We start from the raw sequence: 20,458 nt of genomic DNA, 5'->3' as shown, positions 1-20,458 counted from the left end.
GGTCACGAAAGGCTCCAGGAAAGGACGGCGGTCGCCAGCGCCGCCGCCGGCAGGAGCGCGGCGGTGGCCCAGCTCGCCACCGATGCGCCCCCCTCGTGGACCACCGGCATCGACCCGGTGTATCCCCTGCTCAGCATAGCCAGGTGCACCCGCTCGCCACGCTCGTACGAGCGGATGAACAGCGCCCCTGCGGACTTCGCCAGGACCGGCAGGTGCCGCACGTCACGCGCCGCGAAGCCGCGCGACTCGCGGGCGACCCGCATCCTGCGCATCTCGTCGAGGATCACGTCCATGTAGCGGAGCATGAACGTCGCGATCTGCACCAGCAGCTGGGGCAGCCTGAGCCGCTGCGCGCCCAGGAGCATCATGCGCGGCTCGGTGGTCGCGGCCAGCAGGATGCTCGCCACGACGCCGAGGGTGGCCTTGGCGAGGATGTTCCACGCGGCCCACAGCCCCTCGGCGCTGAGCGACAGTCCGAGCACCTCGACGCGCGCGCCCAGCCCGATGATCGGCAGCGCGACGGCGAAGACGACGAACGGCACCTCGATGACCATGCGCCGCAGCACGAACCCCGCGGGGACGCGGGCGACCACGGCGACGGCCGCCAGCAGCAGGACGTACACCCCGAAGGCCCAGAAGGCGTCGCGCGGCGTGGCGACGACGACCACGGCGAACCCCGCCACGGCCGGTAGCTTGCATTCGGGCGGCAGCCGGTGGACGACGGTGTCCCCCGGCCGGTAGAGCTGGTGGTGGTGGCCTGAACCCACTACGCGCTCGCCCGTTCGGTGTCACGGCCCCGGCGGCGCACGGTGTAGAAGATCGCGCCACCGGCCAGCACGGTGATGCCGACGCCCGCGACGCCCGCGACCCCGACCGCCAGCCGCTCGCTGCCGACGCCCTTGACGCCGTAGTCGGCGAAGGGCGAGTCGCCGAGCGGGTGGTGCTCCTCGTTCACGTTGAGGCCCTTGTCGCCCGCGACCTTCTCCAGCCCGTCGGGGCTGCTCGACGCGTAGAAGGAGACCACGCCCGCGAGGAGCACGGCGACCAGCGCGCCCCCGGCGAGCAGCGGCCGGATGCTGCGGGCCGGCGCGGGGGCCGGGGCCGTGGTGACCTCGGTGCTCCCGCCGCCCGCCGTGCGCAGCACCAGCGGAGCCGTGAGGCCCCGCGCGCCGTACACGAGGTCGGGCCGCACGGCCAGCACGCTGCTCACGGTCAGCGCCGTGATCACGCCCTCGCCCAGCCCGATCAGGACGTGCACGCCGCCCATGGCCATCGCGACCGACGACACGTCGATCGGGGCGGTGCCGCCGATCCAGAACAGCACGGTGAAGGCCAGCGCCGCGACCGGCACGGAGATCGCGGCCCCGACGAAGGCGGCGACCGAGACCGCGGTGCGGCCACGCGGCGCGGCCCGCACGACCAGGCGGAACACCGCCCAGCCGACGACGGCCGTCACGATCGCCATAAGGGTGATGTTGACGCCCAGGGCGGTCAGGCCGCCGTCGGCGAAGAAGAACCCCTGGACGAGCAGCACCACGGCCACGCACAGAACCGCGGTGTACGGCCCGACCAGGACCGCTGCCAGCGTGCCGCCCAGCAGGTGACCGCTCGTGCCGGCCGCGACCGGGAAGTTGAGCATCTGGACGGCGAAGACGAAGGCCGCCACGAGGCCCGCCATCGGGGCCGTACGGTCGTCGAGCTCGCGTCGCGCGCCGCGCAGGCAGACGCCGAGCCCCGCCGCCGCGAACGCGCCCGCGGCGATGGACACCGGCGCGTCGAAGAAACCGTCTGGTACGTGCACCACTAGCCTCCGGAGCGATCGAGCTGCGACAACTCTAGGCCATGGGGTTGTAGTTGCAAATAGGTGGCATTAGCGAACGAAGCATGAACAGTCAGGCCTGGTGGCGCTCTCCATGTATACGGCGGGCCACCGACAGATCGTCACCGCCCGATGCGGATGGACCGGCGCACCACCGCTTTCGGACCTCGGGCGAGGACCGTGACGACGAGCTTGCGCCTGACCTTGGATGCCCTGGCCATCGCCGTCCAGCGCCGCCGCCCGCGCCACCACGCCACCCCCGGCCCCAGCTCGGCCTCGCCCACCTGGACGGGGTAGCGCACGGGCGGCCCGCCGAGGTTGAGCTCCAGGTTGGCCTCCCAGGTGCCAGGGACGTCCAGCGTGGCCGTGGCGGTGAACAGCGCGTCGTCCACGGCCGACGCGGGCGCCCGGCGCTCGTTGCCCGAGGACCGCTCGCGCCAGACCACCTGGCGCACGCACCGCGCGGCCGGGCACCCGCCCGCGACGGCGACCGTGCCCTCGATCGTCAGCACTCCCTTGCCGGCCCACGAGGCGCGCGTCAGCCGCGCGGACCCGGGAACCGTGACGACGTGGCCGCCGACGTCCACGCTGAGGTTGCCCTGCGGGCGGGTGAAGTACGGAGCCGTGACGGCCGCCGCGAGGCGCGGGCCGGGACAGCGCACCTCGGGCTCGCGCTCGGCGCCGAACCTCGCCACCCGGCGCACACCCTCGCACGCGATCACGACGTACATGTCCCAGACGCCGGGCGGCAGCCGCGACACCTCGACGCTTCCCGCGAAGACGTCCGCCACGGAGGTCACCGGGATGCGGCGCTCGGTGCCGGTGGAGCGCTCCCGCAGGAGCAGGCCGACGGTGACGCCGTTCCACGAGTCGGTGAGGACGGCGCGGCCGGACACCTCCAGCCGGTCGCCCACCCACCCGAGCCCGGTGAGGCTGTGGCGGACCGCGGCGGTCTCGACCCGCGCGAGCCGCACCAGCCGGTCGACGTCGCCGAGCGAGGCGGCCCTGAGCCGGTCGATGGGACGTAAGCGCTCCAGCACCCCGTCGGTCAGCCAGATCGCGCACAGGTCGGACGCCTCGCGGACGATCGCGCGCTGGGACGCGGCGTCCTGCGACAGGAACGGGGCGCCGAGCTGGCCGAGGATGTCGAAGCGGAAATGCCTGCGCAGGAGGTGGTCACGGAGCGGCCCGGCGGGGATGTGCCTGGTCATGAGCTCGATGGGCGCGCGGATCATGCGCAGCCAGGCGAGGGGGTCGCGGCTGCCCGGCTCCTGCATGATGCTGCTGCCGTCGGGACGGGACACCAGGTGGTAGCAGTCGTGGTCGGCGACCACGGAGATCGTCTCGGCGTGGCAGTACGCGTGGACGGAGAAGACGATGTCCTCGCCGACCCTGAGCGACTCGTCGAACATGATGCGGTGGCGGATGAGCAGCTCGCGGCGGAACAGCTTGAAGCAGGTGAGCGAGTTGTAGACGGTGGTCTCGCCGAGCGGGGCGCGTTCGCGGTTCTCCCGGAACATGGAGGTGGGAACCTTGCGGCCGTGGCCGACCATCTTGCCGAGGACGATGTCGGAGCCGTTGCGGTCGGCCATCGCGAGCATGCGTTGCAGCGCCTCGGGGCCGAGGTGGTCGTCGGCATCGCAGAAGAAGACATAACGCCCGCTGGCCTGGGCGATCGCGCGGTTCCTCGGTTTGCCGGCGCCGCCCGAGGCCTGCTGGTAAGACACCCGTATTTCCGGATATTTCGTCGCATAGTCGGCGAGAAGATCTCGGCTGCCGTCGGTGGAGCCGTCATCGACGATGACGATCTCCTTGCTGACGCGCTGCTCCAGCAGCGAGGTGAGGCACCGGTCGAGATAGGGGCGGCAGTTGTGGACGGGCACCACGATGCTCACGTCGACGCGCCGACTACTTTCCGTCTTCATTGCGATTCATTATGTAACCGTCGACCCGCGCCACGAGGCCCAATCAACGCGTTGGCGCCACCCGCCCTACCTGCTTATTTGGCTATGTGGGCTTATTACCTTTTTGCCAGGGTAACGAGTCCGCAACGGAGGTGATCGCATGGCTTACCCGGCAGGTGAGAGAGGACTGGGCATTCGTCTGAGGCGAGAGGAAGCATGCACGATCGTCGAGATCACCGGCGAGCTGGACATGAACGCGGTTCCCCTGTTACGCGCGGAGCTGGACGGCGCGGTCGAGGCGAGCCGCCCGCCGTACCTGGTGCTCGATCTCACCCGCACCACGTTCTGTGACTCTCTCGGCCTGGGGCTGCTGGTCCACACCTACAACAGGGTGCGCGAGATGCGCGGAAGGCTGGCGCTGGCGGTGGCTCCCGGCATGATCTCCAGGCTGCTCACGATCACCAATCTCGACCACCACTTCGAGACCTTCCCGACCACGAAGGAAGCCGTCAGCATCGTACTGGCGGCCTGACCGGTCACGAAGCGCCCGCAGGGCGGCATGTTCCAGGCTTAAGTGTCGCGACTACCCGCGAACCGGCACGAGCCCATGCCGATCGGTTGGAGCCCGGGCGAAAGCTGATAAGCTCAACTGTTCGGCACGGTCATCAGAGGCCCGTGCAGCACTGCCCGTTAGGAGTATACCACACCGATGGAGCATCGTGCATCCGAAACCGCCCGCGCGGAAGCCCTGCAGGCCGAGCAAGCCTATGTCTCGATGCTGTACGACCGCCTCGACACCGTACGAGAGCGCGCCGAGACCTCGCTCAGCGAGGAGCACGGGCGCGGCACGCCGGGCGGCACTCACCAGGCCCGGTTCGAGCGTGACGTGTCGTCCCACGAGCACGCGCGGCGCGTCGCGCAGCTGTCCGGGGTGGAACGCGGGCTGTGCTTCGGCCGCATCGACGACACCGACGGGGACACCTACTACATAGGCCGCGTCGGCCTGCGCGACGCCGACAACGAGCTGGTCCTCATCGACTGGCGCGCACGCGCCGCCCGCGCGTTCTACACCGCCACGCCCAGCGACCCCGAGTCGCTGGTGCGCCGCCGCCACCTGCACACCCGCGGCCGTACGGTCGTGGACCTCGACGACGAGGTGTTCGACCTCGGGCGGATGAGCGAGCCCGACCGCCGCACGCTGGTCGGCGAGGCCGCGCTCATGTCATCGCTGCGGCGCGGCCGTACGGGCCGGATGGGCGACGTGGTGGCCACCATCCAGACCGAGCAGGACCAGGTGATCCGTTCAGGCCTGCCGGGGGCGCTCGTCGTCCAGGGAGGACCGGGCACCGGCAAGACCGTCGCCGCGCTGCACCGGGCCGCGTACCTGCTGTACGCGCACCGCGACACGCTCCAGCGGCGGGGCGTGCTGGTCGTCGGCCCGAACACCATGTTCCTGCGCTACATCGGCCACGTGCTGCCCTCCCTCGGCGAGACCGACGTGGTGCTGACCACCGTCGGCGAGCTGTTCCCCGGCGTACGCGCCACCGCGGACGACCCGCCCGAGACGGCGACGGTGAAGGGCGACCCGCGGATGGTCGAGGTGATCAAGGGCGCCGTGCGCGACCGCCAGCGGGTGCCCGACGGCGACCTGGAGGTCATGATCGACATCAGGACCTCGCGCAGGAACGGCGTCGAGGTCGTGGTCGAGCAGATGGCGCTGCGCATGGACCACGCCACCTGCGTACGGGCCCGCGACCGGGCGCGGGCGGTGCGCAACCCGCACAACGTGGCGCGCAAGCTGTTCGTCGACACGGCGCTGACCGCGCTCGCGCTCGACGAGGCGCGGCGGCTCGACCGCGAACTCGACGAGGACGACCTGCGGTACGCGCGGGCGGGGCTGTGGCGGATGCCCTCCGTGCGCAAGGCCCTGGACGACCTGTGGCCGCTGCTCACGCCGGAACGGCTGGTGTCGGAGCTGCTCGCCGACCCCGAGGCCCTTCGATCGGCCGCTTCCCCCGAGGAGGGCGCCGGCGACGAGTCGCGTATGGTGCTGCGCCCGGAGGAGCGGGAGGCGCTGCTGCGCGCGGTGGACGCGCCGTGGACGACGGAGGACGTGCCCCTGCTCGACGAGGCCGCCGAGCTGCTCGGCGAGGACAACTCCGCCGCCAAGGCGGCCGAGCGGGCCGCCCGCCGGGTCCGCCGCGCCGAGGAGGTCTACGCGCGCGGCGTCCTTGAGATCACCGGTGTCGGGGAGAAGGAGATGTTCGACGCCCGTGCCCTCGCCGAGCGGCACTACTCGGACGAGCCCGTCCAGACGACCGCCGAACGGGCCGCGCGCGACCGTAGCTGGGTGTACGGCCACGTCATCGTGGACGAGGCGCAGGAGCTGTCGGCGATGGCCTGGCGCATGGTCATGCGCCGCATCCCCACGCGCTCGCTGACCGTGGTTGGGGACGTCGCCCAGACCGGTTCGGCGGCGGGCGCCCGGTCGTGGGCCGAGATGCTCGACCCTTACGTGAAGGGCCGCTGGCGCGAGGCACGGCTCCTGGTCAACTACCGGACCCCGGCCGAGATCATGGAGGTTGCCGCCGACGTGCTCAAGGCGGTCGCCCCGGACCAGGAGCTCCCGATCTCCGTACGCGACGGTGAGGCTCCTCCCCGTGCCGTGCGCGTCGACCCTGCCGACCTCCCCACGGCGCTGCCCGAGCTGATCGCGTCCGAGCTCGCCGAGATCGGGGAGGGCCGGTTGGCGGTCATCACCCCCGACGGGAGGCACCGGGAGATCGCCGGCCTGCTGCCCGAGGCCGCGTCCGCGCTGACGGCGAACGCCCTGGACTCCCCCGCCGTGGTCCTGACGGTCACGCAGTCAAAGGGGCTGGAGTTCGACTCCGTAGTGGTCGTGGCCCCCGACGAGATCATGTCCCAGTCCCCCAAGGGCGGCCAGGACCTGTACGTGGCGATCACCCGGGCGACCCGCAGGCTCACGGTCGTCCACGAGGGCGACCTGCCACCCGTCCTCCGGCTACTGGGTCCGTGACGGCACGTTCCGCCGATGTCCATCAAGCAATTTGGTAAGTGCGGGATTGCCAACGTTCGTGGCGAGAAGCCGAGCGGACGCCAGGCTGGACGCCAGGCTGGACGCCAGGCGCCTTGACTCTCGGGTCGCTCGAAGGTGCAGATTCGTCTCGTGAGTGACAGCACGGAGCTATTCACGATCGGCGGGATCGCTCGCCGTACCGGCCTGTCGGTGCACACGATCCGCTTCTGGTCCGACAGCGGCGTGGTGCCACCCACCGGCCGTTCCACCGGGGGGTACCGCCTGTACGACGCGGCGGCCGTCGCCCGGTTCGACCTCGTCCGTACGCTGCGCGAGCTCGGCATCGGCCTGGAGGCCGTGCAGGAGATCCTGGCGCGGCGGGTCACGGTGGCCGAGGTGGCACGGACGCACGTCCTGGCGCTGGACGCGGAGATCCGGACCCTGAAACTGCGCCGCACCGTGCTCGACACGATCGCCAAGCGCGGCGGCACGACCGAGGAGACACTGATGACGCACAAACTCGCCCAGCTGTCCGCCAGGGAGCGGCAACAGGTCATCGACGACTTCGTCGACGGCCTCTTCGCCGGGATCGACCTCGACGACGACGCCATGGTCGTCGCCGGGTGGATGCGCGAGCTGCCGGACGATCCGACGCTGGGCCAGGTGGACGCCTGGATCGAGCTGGGCGAGCTGGTCGCGGACGACGACTTCCAGCGGCGGCTGCGGCGCATCGTCCTCAGCGGTTCATCCGAGCCGCGGTTCGAAGACGGCTTCGACCTGCGGCGGCAGGTGCTGGAGAAGGCCGGGCGGGCACTTGCCGACGGCATCGCGCCGGAGTCGGCCGAGGGAAGGCGCGTCCTCAGCCGCATCGTCGAGCCCCGCCTGCCGGCCGAGGAACGCGCCGAGCTGCGCGATCGGCTTCGGATACTCGCCGACGCCCAGGTGGAGCGCTACTGGCAGCTCCTGTCCACGCTCAACGGACGCGAGTCGTCCCCTTCGGTCATCCCCGCCTTCGACTGGGTGATCGCCGCCCTGCACGCCCACGGCTGACGGCGGACCTCATCCGTCGCCCGGTGGCGATACGAGTTCTCGTAACCGGCCAGGCGTACTGAGCTCGTCTACTCCTCGATGGCCCCGCCGATACGCCGGAGATGCCGCCGGAAGGTGTATGACGGATCGGCGGCGCGCCGCGCCAGGTAGTCGTCGAAGGCCGTCTGCAGGCGCAGCGTCTCACCTGCCCGGATCCTGCGGGCCTGTTCGCGCTCGGTCCGCCAGATCTGGCGCGCCGTCGACAGCACCTCCTCGGCACACTCGGCGGCGACGAACAACACGCCGTCGTCGTCGCCGAAGACGATGTCATCGTCACTCACCAGGTGCGGCCCGAACCGCGCAGTGGCCAGCGCCTCGGACTCCCGCTCATCCAGCCGCACCGGGCCGGGCGGGTAGCTGCCATAGCTGAACACCGGAAGGCCGATCTCCGCCAGCTCCGGCGTGTCGCGGTGCAGACCCCACACCACCAGGCCCGCCAACCCCGCGGCCTCGGTCTCCAGTACCGCCAGGTCGCCGACACATGCCTCGTCCAGTCGCCCGCCGTTGTCGATGACCAGCACGTCACCCTCTTCGGCCCTGCTGAACGCCTCCAGGAACACGTCCACGCTGCCGTAGTGCCGCGCCGGCAACGCGCGTCCCGCGATCCGGTGTCCGGGGACGACCGCGCGGATGCCGGGCGGCGCGGCGCGCAGCGGCACGTCGCAGCGGACGCAGGCATCGGCCACCAGCGGCGTGGACAGATCGGCGAAAGCCTTCAACATGGCGTTCTCCCTGGGTCAGCCTGGAGCGGCGGGATGTTGGGCTATGCCGCCAGGATTGTCCGGCACCGTTGCACGCTCCTCGTGAGCGACTGTGGACCCTTGTGGCGAACCGGCGGTCATGTCCCCCAACCATGGCCGTACAGCCACCGACCACGGGGCGGACGCGGCAGTAGAGCAGGGTGGCGTCAGGTTTGAGCCGCGGTAGCTAGTATCGTGCACCCTGCCTGTTCAGCGGCGCCAATAGCGCCAATGAAGCGAGAGGGAATGGGCTCGGATGGGCTTGGATGTCGAGAGTCGATCGTCCGATTCGCCGTACATCGAGCGGGTGTGGCGGAGCAGCAGCCGTGACATCAACCGGATGACGTCGATTGCGACGGCGCATTGGGATCTGGTCTTCTGGGAGCACCGCGGTCAGGTCAACGTGGCTGTTCAAGGGCCGGAGTCGAGGGCCAGTCCGGCGCCCGTTCCCGAAGACTCCACATTCTTCGGGATCAGCTTCTCACTCGGCACTTCGATGCCGCATCTTCCGATCAATCGGCTCGTCGACGGTTCCGCAGAGATTCCCGATGCGACGCGCAGATCGTTCTGGCTGAAGGGTTCCGCCTGGCGCCTTCCCGACTACGACAACACCGAGGTGTTCGTAGGGCGGATGGTGCGTGAGGGTGTTCTGGCCTGTGACCCGATCGTTGCCGCGGTGCTTGGTGGCGCGTCGCCGGACGTGTCCGAACGCACCATCCAGCGGCGCTTCGTGGCGGCGACCGGACTCACCCGCGGTGCCATCCGGCAGATCAATCGTGCCAGGCAAGCGGCGGTCCTGCTCAAGGAGGGCGCGCCGGCCCACGACGTGATCCACCGGCTCGGATACTTCGACCAACCACACCTGGCGCGGTCGCTGACCCGTTATATCGGGCGGACCACCACGCAGTTGAGCGGCCGGGATCCGTCGGAGCCGCTGTCGCTTCTGTACAAGACCTGAGCGCTCTTTCCCGCCTAACCTCCCAGTCGCAACCATCGGGCCAGGCACCGCCCTGGAACATGGCGGGGAGCGCGCCGGCCCGGCAACGGGAAGGTCGTCTTCGTGCGCAAGATCGTCATCAACGTGACGCCGTACGTGGTCGGTACCGGCCCACGCCTCTTCGACGGAGTGCCGGCTGGAGCGCTGGAGCCGGATGCCGCACGGAGCACGCCGACCGGCTCGCTGCTCCTCCGCTATCGGTACTCAACGAGGAGGTCGTCGTGAGGAAGCTGGTCGTGTCTGAGTTCGTCTCACTTGACGGAGTGATGCAGGCTCCGGGCGGTGAGCCGGGTTTCCGGCACGCCGGCTGGGTGCTGGAGCACTTCGCCCCCGAGCACGACACCTACCGGTACAAGGAACTGCTGGAGACCTCGGCCCTGCTGCTCGGCCGTGTCACCTACGAGGGGTTCTCCGCCGCCTGGCCACACGTGACGGGCGAATTCGCCGACCAGATGAACACGCTGCCCAAGTACGTGGTGTCCAGCACGCTGCACGAGCCGCTGGAGTGGAACGCCTCCCTCCTCAAGGGCGACCTGACCAGCGAGGTCGAGGCGCTCAAACGCCAGGACAACGACCGGCACATCTTCGTCCATGGCAGCCGCTCGCTCGCCCAGGAGCTTCTGAAGCGGGGCCTCGTCGACGAGCTACGGCTCATGATCTTCCCCGTCATGCTGGGGTCGGGTGCGCGCCTGTTCCCCGAATCACCCGACAAGACCGCGCTGGCGCTGGTCGAGAGCCGCGCCTTCGACTCCGGCGTGGTCGCGCTGACCTACGCCCGCAAGTAGCCCGCCTACCCGAGAGAACCTGGAGATCAGCCATGAACACCGTCACCTCCAAGGACGGCACCCCCATCGCCTTCGAACGCCACGGCGAGGGCACGCCGTTGATCCTCGTGGACGGCGCCTCTTCGTACCGGGCGTTCAACCCGCTCGGACCCCAGCTCGGCGATCTGCTCGGCGCGTCCCACACGGTCTACGCGTACGACCGCAGGGGTCGCGGAGACAGCGGCGACACCGCCCCCTACAGCGTGGAGCGCGAGATCGACGACCTGGCGGCGCTCATCGCCGAGGCGGGCGGAACGGCCCACGTCTGCGGCTTCTCTTCGGGCGCGGTGCTCGCCCTGGACGCGGCCGCCGCCGGGCTGCCCATCACCCGGCTGGCCCTGTACGAGCCCCCGTTCGTGGTCGACGACAGCCGCCCGGCCGTACCCGACGACTACCTGGAACGCCTCGACGCGTTGCTGGCGGAGGGACGTCGCGGCGAGGCCCTGGAACTGTTCTTCACCACGCCGTGCGGCTTCCCCGCGGAGCTCGTCGCCGGAATGAAGGCCGCTCCGATCTGGGCCGCGTTGGAGACCATCGCCCCGACCCTCGCCTACGACGGCCGCTTCATGGCGGGCACGATGACCGGCCGCCCTCTCCCGCGCGACCGTTGGTCCTCCGTCTCCGTCCCCACTCTCGTGATGTACGGCGGGGCGACCGAGTCCTGGATCGTGAGTGCCGCCCGCGCGGTCTCCGACCTCCTCCCGCAGGCCGGCCTGCGCGACCTGCCCGATCAGACGCACGATGTCAGCGCCGAAGTCCTGGCCCCCGCACTGGCCGCCTTCTTGGCCGACGGAGAGCGCGCCTGAGCCCGCCGGGCCCGCCGGGGCACCTGGACGCGCTGGTAGGCGTCGACGATCTCGGCGCCGCGTGACCCAGAAGGGCCCGTCCCGGATTCTCCCTGGCGACGGGCCTTTCATGTGGCGCGGCCAAGGGACTCGAACCCCTTCTGAACCGCGGGTAAGGGCTACCGGTCTGCCGGCATCTGGCGGCGCCGGGCCGACCACGAACGATCACGAAACGGATGAGGGTATGGGGTCCGCGTGGGGTCGAAGAGGGCGGCAGCCCCTTAGAAAGACACATCGGCTGATGCCAGTCGCTGGTCTGGCTGACTCCGTAGGGGACGGGGGATGTCCTGTCAGATCCGGTTGCTTAGGGTGCGCAGCAGAAGCCCGAACGCCTGAGTGGCAAGACGCGGCGGTGTGGCAGCGTTCATGCGCATGAGGTACTCGCTTTGCATCAAGGTCCTCGGGCCGGACACCGCGAGGCTGCGCGAGGCAACGGTGGAGGCCAGGGCCGCCTGCCGCCTCCGCTTGGACGAGTACACGCCTACGACTGCGGTCGGATCGGGTACGGCGCTCAGGCAATCCACGAGCGTCGCCACGTCCTCGAGCGACTGGTTCGTGCCCTGCGCCATGACGGGCGGCATCCCGTGCGCCGCGTCCCCGAGCAACACGCACCGCCCGTCACCCCAACGGGACGGCACCTTGTGCCGGGTGTGCGGGAACACCTCGGGGTCGCCGTCCCCCAGCGATGCCAGAACCTGCTCGACCGGCCAGCCCCACCCCGCGAACCGCTGGCGCAGCATCTCCAGCGGCTTGTCCTCCGGTGGCGCACCCGGCGACCACGGCACGTCGAAGAACCACTGCATGAGCCCGCCACCCGCACCCATGAACCCGAAGTCGCCCTGCCGGCCGACCATCATCGTGGTGATCGACCCGGGATCGACCGGGGCCGGCGTGAGGCCCTGCCAGGTCGCCACACCGGTCAGGGCCGCCTGGCCGCCGCCCAGGACGAGGGCACGCACCTGCGAGTGCACACCGTCGGCTCCGACCAGGAAGTCGCCGCTGTACTCCTGACCTGTTCGCGTCCGCACCCGTACGCCGTCACCGTCGGCCTGCAGTTCCGCGACCCGCGCGCCGAACTGTACGGTCCCCTCCGGCAGCCCGGCCTCCAGGAGGGTGATCAGCGATCCGCGCGGGATCACCCGCGCCGCCGACCCGAACCGTTCCGCCAGCGATTCCAGGTCGAACTCCAGCACCTGGCGGCCGCTGGCGGTCCGCAGGCACAACGTCGTCAGCCGCTGCCCCGTGCCTTCCAGCTCAACGCCCAGGTCCCCGAGGATCGCCGTGCCGTTGCACCACAGGGTGATGGACCCACCCCCGAGGCGCAGCCCCGGCGACTGCTCCAGCACCACCACCTCGTGCCCTGCGGCGATCAATCCCCGCGCCGCCGCGAGCCCGCTGATCCCCGCCCCGACCACAAGCACCCGCACCGGCGTCCTCCACATAACTCTACAAGCAGTAGTACTACTCCTTATAGAGCATTGGCGCCGTCGTCCACAAGATCCAAATACGTCGCCCCACACCGCCGCGCAAGGATGAAGGCAGGACCGGACACGATCCCCTCCGCGGCAGAAGCGCATGTTTGCATGGGTACATCTCCGTGTGCGTTGCGCTTCGCCTCGATAGCCAACGATCGTGTTGCCGCGCTCTGAGGGGGTAGCGGCACGAGCGTGGGCAGGAAGCTTCCTACTTGTCGTGCTGTCGGCGCACCATCTCGGTGATCCAGATGGGCGCGAACGGAGACGTGCAGTTCGGGGGAGTCGGGTAGTCCTTGAGCACCTCCAAGCGCTCACCGATGTCGATTGCACGGGCGCGGTGCTCGGCGTGCTCGATCCCGATCTGAGCCAGGCAGTGGTTCATCGCCCACTGCAGGCGAGCCGGGGCGCCTTTCATCTCCGCCTCGATGACGTCGAGCAGTCCTGCGAGGTCGAGGCCTTCGGGCTTCTTGGCCACGCGTTCGGTGGTCAGCGCCCAGCCAGCACTCGCGACCACTGGATCAGGATCGGCGGACCAGGCCAGGCGCAGTTCTTCGGAGTGCGGGTTCTTCTTCACCACGTAGTTCACGAGCCAGTCGTGCACCTTGGGTGTGCGCGCCTCGTGCAACATGACGTCCAACTCGTCACGCTCGAACGCCTTCGGGCGGCAGATCAGGATCGCCAGCAGTCTCGCCGCGGTGTCAGCCGTCTTCCAGAGCTGGCGCGCGAGTTCCTGCTGCGTCTTCAGCCGCTTCGCGAGCGCGCGCAGCATGCTGAGGTTCACACCGTGATCGTCACCGTGTTTCTTGTTCACCTCGCGTGTCTTCGGGTCCTCGAGCGCGGCCAGCTCGGCCATCACCACGGCTACCGTCGTCTCAGTCACCTCAGCCTCCTGTCTATCACGTGGATCGCTCGCGCAGCGGGTGCCATCCGGTGTTCGCCCGCGTCGGTCCGCCGTTCGCGGTGGGTCGGACGCGATCGCGTCGGCGCACTTACCGGGGCTGCGCGCCGGTGGTTTCGCTCGGTTTCACTCTGTCGCCGGTTGGGGCCGATGGTGCGAGGCGAGAAGCGACGCCCATGCCAGGGCGAGGGCGATCGCGAGGGCGAAGGCGACGTTGGCCGGGCGTGATCCCTGCAGGGCGAAAATCAAGCTCCAGGTGGCGAGGAAGGCCGCGCCGGTCACGCCGCTGAAGGCCGCCCAACCGGTACGGCCGGCCGCGACGAACCGCCGGGCGAAGACGAAGCACGCGGCGACGAGCGCGAGAGGACCCGGTGCAGCCCAATCGCACATGCCACGAACAGCCCACCGCTGACCACGAAGTTGGCGATCTGGATCCATCCTTGGTCGCCATTGCTCAGCATGCTGGCCGGGTGCCGGCTGATGTCGAATCCGTCCCTGGTGAGCATCTGCAGGACAACTACGACGATGTAGAGCGGTCCGGCGACAATGCCGCAGGTCAGCAGCGTTCTCGTCGATCCGGCGACTGCCCCGGGCGGCCTGCCGGCGGCGGAGGTGACGTCGTGGGTCATCAGCGGTCGCCGCTGGTCTCGGGGGCGAAGTGCTGTACCGCGAACGCGATGGCCGCGGCGATGTCGTCGTCGCTGGTTCCCCAGGCGGCCTGGATCACGGGACCCCAGGCGTGGCAGCTGCGGATGGCGAATTCCTTTTCCTCGGGGATGTCCTGCCAGGTGGCGGGGTCAAACTTCACGCCGTGCAGGAAGAGATCGAGGCCGAGCAGCGCGAGGTCCCAGCCGCCGCCGATTCCGATCGTGGCACCGGGACCGTAGGTGCGCACGAGCTCGTCGACGATCTGGGCGGGCGAGGCGTGCTCTAGCTCGAAGACGGTGTGGCCGTCGTCGCCGGGCGCGAGGCGCACCTCGACCTCGGTCGGCATGCCTTCGCCGAGGACCCAGGTCACCTTGAGCAGACGGGGTTCCTCGCAGCGCAGGATTTCGCCGCCGGCGTTGTCCTTGAGCTGGAACGTGCCGCCGAGCCGGAGGTCGCCCTCGACCAGGCCCAGCCAGCGGCTGAGCCGTTCGGGGTCGGTGCAGGCGTTCCAGACGTCCTCGATCGTGGCGTCGTAGACCCGGCGCAGCAGCAGCGATCGCCCCTCACCGGTGACGACCGCCTGGTTGCCGATCTCCCGGTGGGTGGCGTTGATCTGGTTGACGATGTCGATCACGTGTCTTCCTCACTATCGGACTCGGTCTCCTGACGACGATCCGGTGTCTCGGCAGTGTCTCCACAGTTGTCGCGTTGTTCGCGGCGTTGGCGTTTGCCGCGTGCGAGTTCGGTGGCCAATGCGTCCAGGCGCTGGCTCCAGAACTGCCGGAAGCGCTCCAGCCAGATGTCGATCTCCTGGAGTGGGGCGGCCCGCACGGCGTAGAGGCGGCGCGTGCCGTCCGGGCGGACGGTGACGAAACCCGACTCCCGTAGCACTCGCAGGTGTTGCGATACCGCAGGTGGTGAGATGCCGAACTCTGCCCGGATGACCTCGCTGACGGCGCCGGCGGCCTGTTCTCCGTCGGCGAGCAGCTCCAGTATTCGGCGTCTCACCGGGTCGCCGAGGACGTCGAATGCGTGCACTCGTGAACTATGTCAGTGTCCGCTTAATTAAGTCAAGGCTGAATCATGCTGTGATGCCGCACTGGTTCGCCCCCCACCGTGCGGACGGGCTGATGAGGCAGTCACCGTGTGGTCCCTTGCCTGCAGGGTCACAGGGCCGTTTGTTGCCCGAGCCTCGCGGCGTAAGATCATCTATCTGCGGCAGAACTACCACTTCGGCCCGGAGAAGATCGCGATGTACCTGGCGCGCCGAGAAGCTCGCGGTTGGAGAGGAATGGAAAGGCACCGATGGCTACGTGTTCACCACAGGATGGGGAGAGCCGATCTACCCCGACACGGTTACATCCCTCGTGAGCAAGCTCATCAGTGCCTACAAAGCTCCGAAAGACGGTCCCCCGCCCAAGAAACCGACGGCGGTCAAGGACGCCGCCGCATAGCGCGTGTTAGCAAACCTGTTAGCAAAAGGCCCCTGGCGATCATCGCGAGGGGCCTTTGAGCTGGGAGCCGACGAGGGGAATCGAACCCCTGACCTACGGTTTACAAGACCGTTGCTCTGCCGATTGAGCTACGTCGGCGTGTGGTGCCCTACGAGTTTAGTCGTATGGCATGGGCACCGTCACCGATCATCGATACCGGGTCGGCCGGCTTGGGGTGAGGTCAGCCGCGGCGGCGGAGGCGGGATACCTCGTACAGGGCGATGCCCGCGGCTATGCCGGCGTTGAGGGACTCGGCGGCGGCGTTCATGGGGATGCGTGCCACCACGTCGCAGGCCTCGCGGACGAGGCGGGACAGGCCCTTGCCCTCCGAGCCGACCACGACCACGAGAGGCTCGGTGGCCAGCTCGACGTCGCCGATGTCGGTGGAGCCGGCGCCGTCGAGGCCGATCACGAACAGGCCCTGCTCGCGGTACTCGCGGAGCGTGCTCGTGAGGTTGGCGGCCCGGGCCACGGGCAGGTGGGCCAGGGTGCCGGCGGAGGTCTTCCAGGCCCCGGCGGTGACCCCAGCCGAACGGCGCGAGGGGACGAGGATGCCATGGGCACCGAAGGCCGTGGCGGAGCGTGCGATGGCTCCGAGGTTGCGCGGGTCGGTGACGCTGTCGAGCGCGATGATCAGCGGCACCTCGGCGGCGTCCCGTGCCCGCTCGACGAGGTCTTCCGGATGGGCGTACTCGTACGGCGGGAGCTGGAGCGCGAGGCCCTGGTGGACCGTGCCCTCCGTCAGCCTGTCGAGCTTGTCGCGGCTGACCTCGAGCAGGGCGATGCCGCGGTTGGCGGCCATCTTGATCGCATCGCGGATGCGGTCGTCGCTTTCGACGCGCTGCGCCACGTACAGGACGTTGGCGGGCACTTCGGCGCGAAGGGCCTCGACCACGGGGTTACGGCCGCCGATGACCTCGGGAGCGTCGTCACGCTTGCCCCCGCGGCTCGGCCGTGCGGGCTGCTTCTCAGGGGTGCGCGGCCCCGCGCCCGAGGCGCTCTGGGCGCTGCGCTTCTTGTCCTTGAACCAGTGGCGCTCGTGGGCCGGCGGGGTCGCTCCTCTTCCTTGAAGAGCGGACCGGCCCTGCCCACCGGTGCCCCGTGTGGGGCCCTTCTTCTTCGCGGGCCTACCGGACCCTTTACCCACACCAGCCATGATGCCAGCCTACCGGCGCGATCAGCGGGCCAGTTCCCATCGGGCACCTTGGGGGGTGTCCTCGACCATCACACCCGCCGCGGCGAGCTGGTCGCGGATCGCGTCGGCCGCGGCGTAGTCCTTACGGGCACGGGCGGCCTGGCGCTGCTCCAGAGCCACCTTGACCAGGGAGTCCACGGTGTCGCGAAGTCCGTTGTCGGCCCTTCCCTCCCGCCACTGCGGCGACCGGGGGTCGAGACCGAGCACGTCGAGCATGTTCTGGGTCTCGGCGAGAAGTCGTGCCACCTGCTCCTTGTTGCCGTGGGCGAGGGCGACGTTGCCCTCGCGGACGACCTCGTGGACCACGGCGAGCGCCTGCGGCACCCCGAGGTCGTCGTCCAGCGCGTCCACGAACGCCTGCGGGAGCGGCGCCGCCGCGTCGACGTCGTGGATCACCTCGGCGGCCCGGGTGACGAAGCCCTCGATGCGCTGGTAACCGGCCGCGGCCTCGGCCAGCGCCTCGTCGGAGTAGTCGATCGAGGAGCGGTAGTGGGCGGCCACGAGGTAGTAGCGGAGCTCGACGGCACGCACCTTGCCGAGCATCGCCGGGACCAGCAGGGAGTTGCCGAGGGACTTGCTCATCTTCTCGGCGCCGATCTTGAGCATGCCGTTGTGCAGCCAGTAGCGCGCGAAGCCGTCACCCGCCGCCTGCGACTGGGCGACCTCGTTCTCATGGTGCGGGAAGATCAGGTCGACACCGCCGCCATGGATGTCGAAGGTCTCGCCGAGGTACTTGGTGGCCATGGCGGAGCACTCGAGGTGCCAGCCGGGACGGCCCGGGCCCCACGGGGTGGCCCAGGTGGGCTCGCCGGGCTTGGCCCCCTTCCAGAGCGCGAAGTCACGGGCGTCGCGCTTGGCCGAGTCGGTGTCGGTGTCGGCCGCCGCACGCATGTTCTCGGGACGCTGGTTGGAGAGCCTGCCGTAACGCTCGGCATAGGACATGACGTCGAAGTAGACGTCGCCGCCCGTGGCGTACGCGTGGCCCTTGTCGATCAGCCGGTGGATCAGCTCGATCATCTCGGGGATGTGGCCCATCGCCCTCGGCTCGACCGTGGGCGGGAGGCAGCCGAGCATGTCGTACGCCCACGTGAACGCCCGCTGGTTGCGCTCGGCGACGACGAACCACGGCACGCCCTCTTCGGCCGCGACTCGGATGATCTTGTCGTCGAGGTCGGTGACGTTGCGGCAGAACGACACGTCGTAGTCGGACCGCATCAGCCATCGGCGCAGGACGTCGAAGTTGACGCCCGAGCGGATGTGCCCGATGTGCGGCGGAGCCTGGACAGTGGCGCCGCACAGGTAAATCGAGACCCGGCCCGGCTGGATGGGGACGAAGTCGCGGACCGCACGGGTGCTGGTGTCATATAGGCGCAGACTCACGAACGCAAGGCTAATGCCTCGCACGCCGTGGCAGGACGGGTTGCCCGACCTCACAGGCCCGCAATACGAATGTGAATCCGCGGGGCTTTCCGCAGGGCCGGAAGTACCGACCGCCTTCTCGCTAATAGAGCGCCTTGTCCGAGATCATTTGGGCAGGTACGTCCAATCTTGTCGGTAGCCTCAACGGTAGATTCCTGGAACGTCACCGAATCCGGGAATCCGCGCCCCCGACGCGTACAGCCAGACGCACACTGGTCGCTCCCGTCTCATCGCTCCCGGCCGTACCCGCGCGGTCGCATCGGCCGGCGCACGGCCGCGGCTCGGGGTTTCGGTCCTCGGAGCGGGCAGGTCCGACGGCGAGTACAGGGTGGTGGTTCGGGGGCCAATCTGGTTGGCTGCCGCGTGGCGTCGCGGTCCGCGCCGGTTACGGCAGCGCCGATTCTGTAGGCTCGAAGCGCCATGGACGTCACTCCCCCCTTGGCGGCAGGCCAGTCCTCCCGCCGGACCGCGCCTCTGCCCGTTCCCGCCCAGCCGACCGGAGCGGCCTTGGTGCTGCGCCGCCTCGGGACCGCCGTCGCGGGCCTCGCCGTGGCCGCGCTGGCCGGCGCCGCCTGCGTGCTGTCCTTCGACGCGCTGCGGGCCCTCGCCGTGAGGGGAGGAGCACGGTCCGACCTCGCCTACCTCTATCCGGCCGGCTTCGACGCCTTGCTCGGGATAGCGCTGATCAGCGTCCTCCTGGTACGGCCTGCCCGGCTGCTCCTGAGGCTCCAGGCCGCTCTGCTCCTCGCCCTGCTGATCGTGGCGGCCGCCGCGGCCAACGTCGTGATCGCCACGGGCGTCTCCGTCGACGTCCGGCAGGCCGCTGTGGGCGTCGCCGTCGCCCCTTGGGTGATGCTGGTGCTCGGGCTGTGGCTCTTCCTGCTCCCGGCCAGGCGCCTTCAGTCCCACCCCTTGTCGGCGGACGGTCCCGACCACGAGGCGGCGGGCGTCCATCAGAGCCACACCGGCGTCCATGCACGGACGGACATCGTTCCCTTCGGGGCCGAGGAACGTGACCCCGACCTGGCCCCACCGCTCGAAACGGGCCACGCGTCCGCCCTGGAGCGGGACTTCGCCCCGCATCTGGAGGCGCTGTACACGCCCGAGCCCGAGCCGGTGGTGCCGCCGACGCCCGCTCCCGAAACCCCTCCCGTGGACGAGCTGCCGCCACTGCCGCGTCAGGGCAGGGACGGCGAGGCCGACGAGCGGGTGCCCCCGCGCACGGTTCCGGCTCCCAGGGAAGCCACGAGCCCCCGAGAGGCCCGCGAGGAGAGCAGCGCCTCCGGCTCCGAAGCGGCCGTGCCCGAGCGCGATCACATGAGTGCGGAACAGGACCACGCCGGTTCGGAACCTGGACGGGCGAGTTCGGAGCCTGGAGAGGCCCCTCAGGGGCGCGAAGAGCCCCTGCCTGAACACGAACACCCCACCCCGCAGCCGTACGAAACTCCGCAAGAGCACAAGGATTCCCACCCCGCGCACGCTCTTCCGGAGCAGGAGCGCCCGGTCGCCGAGCAGGCGTACGACACCCCGCGGGAGCATGTGGCCTCCGACGAGGGGCACGTGGTTCCGGAGCAGGAGCATGTGGTGCCGGAGCCGGAGCCGGAGCAGCGGCTGGTGCCGAAGCCCAGGGCGCGGACCACGCCGTCCCCGCGACCGGAGCGCGCCCCCGACATGCCGCTCCGGTGGGGAGACCTCGTCCGCCCCTCCACCGGCGACGTTCTGGTCCACCCGCTTCCCAAGCCGGCGCGCAATCGCGAGCCCGGCGACACGCAGCCGTACCCGCAGATCACCGACGAGCCGGCCGAGCGGCCGGCCGCGGAGGTCTCAGAGGGCCCTGACGAGGCTCCGGCCGCGGACACGCAGCCTTACCCCCATCTGCGCGAGGACGCCGCTCCGCTGCCCTCTGGGGCGCAGCAGGAGACCGACGCCGGTCCCGACCCTGCCCACGACGCCGACAGCGCCGACGAGGAGGAGTCCCCGCGCGCGAGGCGGCAGCCCTACGCGAGCGAGCCCGCGGCACCCCCGTCCGGACGGATGCGCAGCACCCCTCTGCCTCCCGAGGAGTAGACCCCGGT

General features: G+C 69.9%; 20 protein-coding genes and 1 tRNA gene. 8 read left to right on the top strand and 13 right to left on the bottom strand.

Annotation, left to right across the window (positions count from 1 at the left end; genetic code table 11):
* Positions 1-2: 2 nt before the first annotated feature.
* From cbiQ to OG589_RS42105, 3 genes are all read right to left on the bottom strand, one after another.
* On the bottom strand, positions 3-767 hold the full coding sequence (gene cbiQ / locus OG589_RS42115; RefSeq protein ID WP_405144422.1) for a cobalt ECF transporter T component CbiQ: 765 nt from the start codon (positions 765-767) through the stop codon (positions 3-5).
* Entirely contained in the window at positions 767-1,801 is a 1,035-nt protein-coding gene (locus OG589_RS42110) for an energy-coupling factor ABC transporter permease (RefSeq protein ID WP_405144420.1), read from the bottom strand. Before OG589_RS42110 ends, cbiQ begins: the two co-directional genes overlap by 1 nt.
* 140 nt (positions 1,802-1,941) lie before the next feature.
* Complete coding sequence (locus OG589_RS42105; protein WP_405144419.1) at positions 1,942-3,744, bottom strand: glycosyltransferase; 1,803 nt, start codon at positions 3,742-3,744, stop codon at positions 1,942-1,944.
* 139 nt (positions 3,745-3,883) lie between these two features.
* On the opposite strand from OG589_RS42105, the gene OG589_RS42100 reads away from it, so the two are divergent.
* The 3 genes from OG589_RS42100 to OG589_RS42090 all read left to right on the top strand — a co-directional run bounded on the left by OG589_RS42100 (position 3,884) and on the right by OG589_RS42090 (position 7,810).
* Positions 3,884-4,255 (top strand): STAS domain-containing protein, encoded by a 372-nt coding sequence (locus tag OG589_RS42100; protein WP_405144418.1) that lies wholly within the window; start codon positions 3,884-3,886, stop codon positions 4,253-4,255.
* A 177-nt stretch (positions 4,256-4,432) separates the two neighbouring features.
* Entirely contained in the window at positions 4,433-6,760 is a 2,328-nt protein-coding gene (locus tag OG589_RS42095) for a HelD family protein (RefSeq protein WP_405144417.1), read from the top strand.
* A 150-nt stretch (positions 6,761-6,910) separates the two neighbouring features.
* The gene (locus tag OG589_RS42090) at positions 6,911-7,810 is read left to right on the top strand and encodes a MerR family transcriptional regulator (RefSeq protein WP_405144415.1); all 900 of its coding nucleotides are present in this window, start codon (positions 6,911-6,913) and stop codon (positions 7,808-7,810) included.
* Between the two features lie 68 nt (positions 7,811-7,878).
* Here the strand turns inward: OG589_RS42090 and OG589_RS42085 are convergent, their stop codons facing one another.
* On the bottom strand, positions 7,879-8,571 hold the full coding sequence (locus tag OG589_RS42085) for an RraA family protein (protein WP_405144413.1): 693 nt from the start codon (positions 8,569-8,571) through the stop codon (positions 7,879-7,881).
* A gap of 274 nt (positions 8,572-8,845) precedes the next feature.
* Between OG589_RS42085 and OG589_RS42080 the strand changes: the two genes are divergently transcribed.
* The 4 genes from OG589_RS42080 to OG589_RS42065 all read left to right on the top strand — a co-directional run bounded on the left by OG589_RS42080 (position 8,846) and on the right by OG589_RS42065 (position 11,216).
* Positions 8,846-9,547: a helix-turn-helix domain-containing protein gene (locus OG589_RS42080; protein WP_405144411.1), complete on the top strand. Its 702-nt coding sequence runs from the start codon at positions 8,846-8,848 to the stop codon at positions 9,545-9,547.
* A gap of 102 nt (positions 9,548-9,649) precedes the next feature.
* Positions 9,650-9,811, top strand: a complete 162-nt coding sequence (locus OG589_RS42075; RefSeq protein ID WP_405144409.1) for a hypothetical protein — start codon at positions 9,650-9,652, stop codon at positions 9,809-9,811.
* Positions 9,808-10,371 (top strand): dihydrofolate reductase family protein, encoded by a 564-nt coding sequence (locus OG589_RS42070; protein WP_405144408.1) that lies wholly within the window; start codon positions 9,808-9,810, stop codon positions 10,369-10,371. Before OG589_RS42075 ends, OG589_RS42070 begins: the two co-directional genes overlap by 4 nt.
* Positions 10,372-10,403: 32 nt before the next feature.
* Complete coding sequence (locus tag OG589_RS42065) at positions 10,404-11,216, top strand: alpha/beta fold hydrolase (protein ID WP_405144407.1); 813 nt, start codon at positions 10,404-10,406, stop codon at positions 11,214-11,216.
* A gap of 329 nt (positions 11,217-11,545) precedes the next feature.
* Here OG589_RS42065 and OG589_RS42060 read toward each other — a convergent pair whose 3' ends face one another.
* The 9 genes from OG589_RS42060 to cysS all read right to left on the bottom strand — a co-directional run bounded on the left by OG589_RS42060 (position 11,546) and on the right by cysS (position 18,344).
* On the bottom strand, positions 11,546-12,682 hold the full coding sequence (locus tag OG589_RS42060) for an FAD-dependent oxidoreductase (protein ID WP_405144406.1): 1,137 nt from the start codon (positions 12,680-12,682) through the stop codon (positions 11,546-11,548).
* 256 nt (positions 12,683-12,938) lie between these two features.
* On the bottom strand, positions 12,939-13,583 hold the full coding sequence (locus OG589_RS42055) for a DNA alkylation repair protein (RefSeq protein WP_405152228.1): 645 nt from the start codon (positions 13,581-13,583) through the stop codon (positions 12,939-12,941).
* A gap of 171 nt (positions 13,584-13,754) precedes the next feature.
* A complete protein-coding gene (locus OG589_RS42050) occupies positions 13,755-14,018 on the bottom strand; it encodes a hypothetical protein (RefSeq protein WP_405152262.1) in 264 nt (87 codons plus the stop codon).
* Positions 13,907-14,257, bottom strand: coding sequence for a DUF998 domain-containing protein (locus tag OG589_RS42045; protein ID WP_405144405.1), 351 nt, complete (start codon positions 14,255-14,257; stop codon positions 13,907-13,909). Before OG589_RS42045 ends, OG589_RS42050 begins: the two co-directional genes overlap by 112 nt.
* The gene (locus OG589_RS42040) at positions 14,257-14,910 is read right to left on the bottom strand and encodes an SRPBCC family protein (protein ID WP_405144404.1); all 654 of its coding nucleotides are present in this window, start codon (positions 14,908-14,910) and stop codon (positions 14,257-14,259) included. The genes OG589_RS42045 and OG589_RS42040 overlap by 1 nt, the downstream gene beginning before the upstream one ends.
* Complete coding sequence (locus OG589_RS42035; protein WP_405144403.1) at positions 14,907-15,314, bottom strand: ArsR/SmtB family transcription factor; 408 nt, start codon at positions 15,312-15,314, stop codon at positions 14,907-14,909. The genes OG589_RS42040 and OG589_RS42035 overlap by 4 nt, the downstream gene beginning before the upstream one ends.
* 481 nt (positions 15,315-15,795) lie before the next feature.
* Positions 15,796-15,868, bottom strand: a tRNA-Thr gene (locus OG589_RS42030).
* An 82-nt stretch (positions 15,869-15,950) separates the two neighbouring features.
* Positions 15,951-16,925: a 23S rRNA (guanosine(2251)-2'-O)-methyltransferase RlmB gene (rlmB, locus tag OG589_RS42025; protein ID WP_405144402.1), complete on the bottom strand. Its 975-nt coding sequence runs from the start codon at positions 16,923-16,925 to the stop codon at positions 15,951-15,953.
* A 21-nt stretch (positions 16,926-16,946) separates the two neighbouring features.
* A complete protein-coding gene (cysS, locus tag OG589_RS42020) occupies positions 16,947-18,344 on the bottom strand; it encodes a cysteine--tRNA ligase (RefSeq protein ID WP_405144400.1) in 1,398 nt (465 codons plus the stop codon).
* 459 nt (positions 18,345-18,803) lie between these two features.
* On the opposite strand from cysS, the gene OG589_RS42015 reads away from it, so the two are divergent.
* Positions 18,804-20,450, top strand: coding sequence for a DUF2637 domain-containing protein (locus OG589_RS42015; RefSeq protein WP_405144399.1), 1,647 nt, complete (start codon positions 18,804-18,806; stop codon positions 20,448-20,450).
* The last annotated feature ends 8 nt before the right edge of the window (positions 20,451-20,458 follow it).

This window comes from Sphaerisporangium sp. NBC_01403, assembly GCF_045040145.1.
In the GTDB taxonomy this organism is placed as follows: Bacteria; Actinomycetota; Actinomycetes; order Streptosporangiales; family Streptosporangiaceae; genus Sphaerisporangium; species Sphaerisporangium viridialbum.
Note: the sequence above shows the minus strand (reverse complement) of the source record. Positions and strands in the feature narration are given on the sequence as shown.

What these genes read in the sequence shown, in the direction of transcription:
- OG589_RS42105 (WP_405144419.1), bottom strand. Translation starts at nt 3,744, where the DNA reads ATGAAGACGGAAAGTAGTCGGCGCGTCGACGTGAGCATCGTGGTGCCC.
- OG589_RS42100 (WP_405144418.1), top strand. Translation starts at nt 3,884, where the DNA reads ATGGCTTACCCGGCAGGTGAGAGAGGACTGGGCATTCGTCTGAGGCGA.
- OG589_RS42095 (WP_405144417.1), top strand. Translation starts at nt 4,433, where the DNA reads ATGGAGCATCGTGCATCCGAAACCGCCCGCGCGGAAGCCCTGCAGGCC.
- OG589_RS42085 (WP_405144413.1), bottom strand. Translation starts at nt 8,571, where the DNA reads ATGTTGAAGGCTTTCGCCGATCTGTCCACGCCGCTGGTGGCCGATGCC.
- OG589_RS42080 (WP_405144411.1), top strand. Translation starts at nt 8,846, where the DNA reads ATGGGCTTGGATGTCGAGAGTCGATCGTCCGATTCGCCGTACATCGAG.
- OG589_RS42065 (WP_405144407.1), top strand. Translation starts at nt 10,404, where the DNA reads ATGAACACCGTCACCTCCAAGGACGGCACCCCCATCGCCTTCGAACGC.
- OG589_RS42055 (WP_405152228.1), bottom strand. Translation starts at nt 13,583, where the DNA reads ATGGCCGAGCTGGCCGCGCTCGAGGACCCGAAGACACGCGAGGTGAAC.
- OG589_RS42050 (WP_405152262.1), bottom strand. Translation starts at nt 14,018, where the DNA reads ATGTGCGATTGGGCTGCACCGGGTCCTCTCGCGCTCGTCGCCGCGTGC.
- OG589_RS42045 (WP_405144405.1), bottom strand. Translation starts at nt 14,257, where the DNA reads ATGACCCACGACGTCACCTCCGCCGCCGGCAGGCCGCCCGGGGCAGTC.
- rlmB (WP_405144402.1), bottom strand. Translation starts at nt 16,925, where the DNA reads ATGGCTGGTGTGGGTAAAGGGTCCGGTAGGCCCGCGAAGAAGAAGGGC.
- OG589_RS42015 (WP_405144399.1), top strand. Translation starts at nt 18,804, where the DNA reads ATGGACGTCACTCCCCCCTTGGCGGCAGGCCAGTCCTCCCGCCGGACC.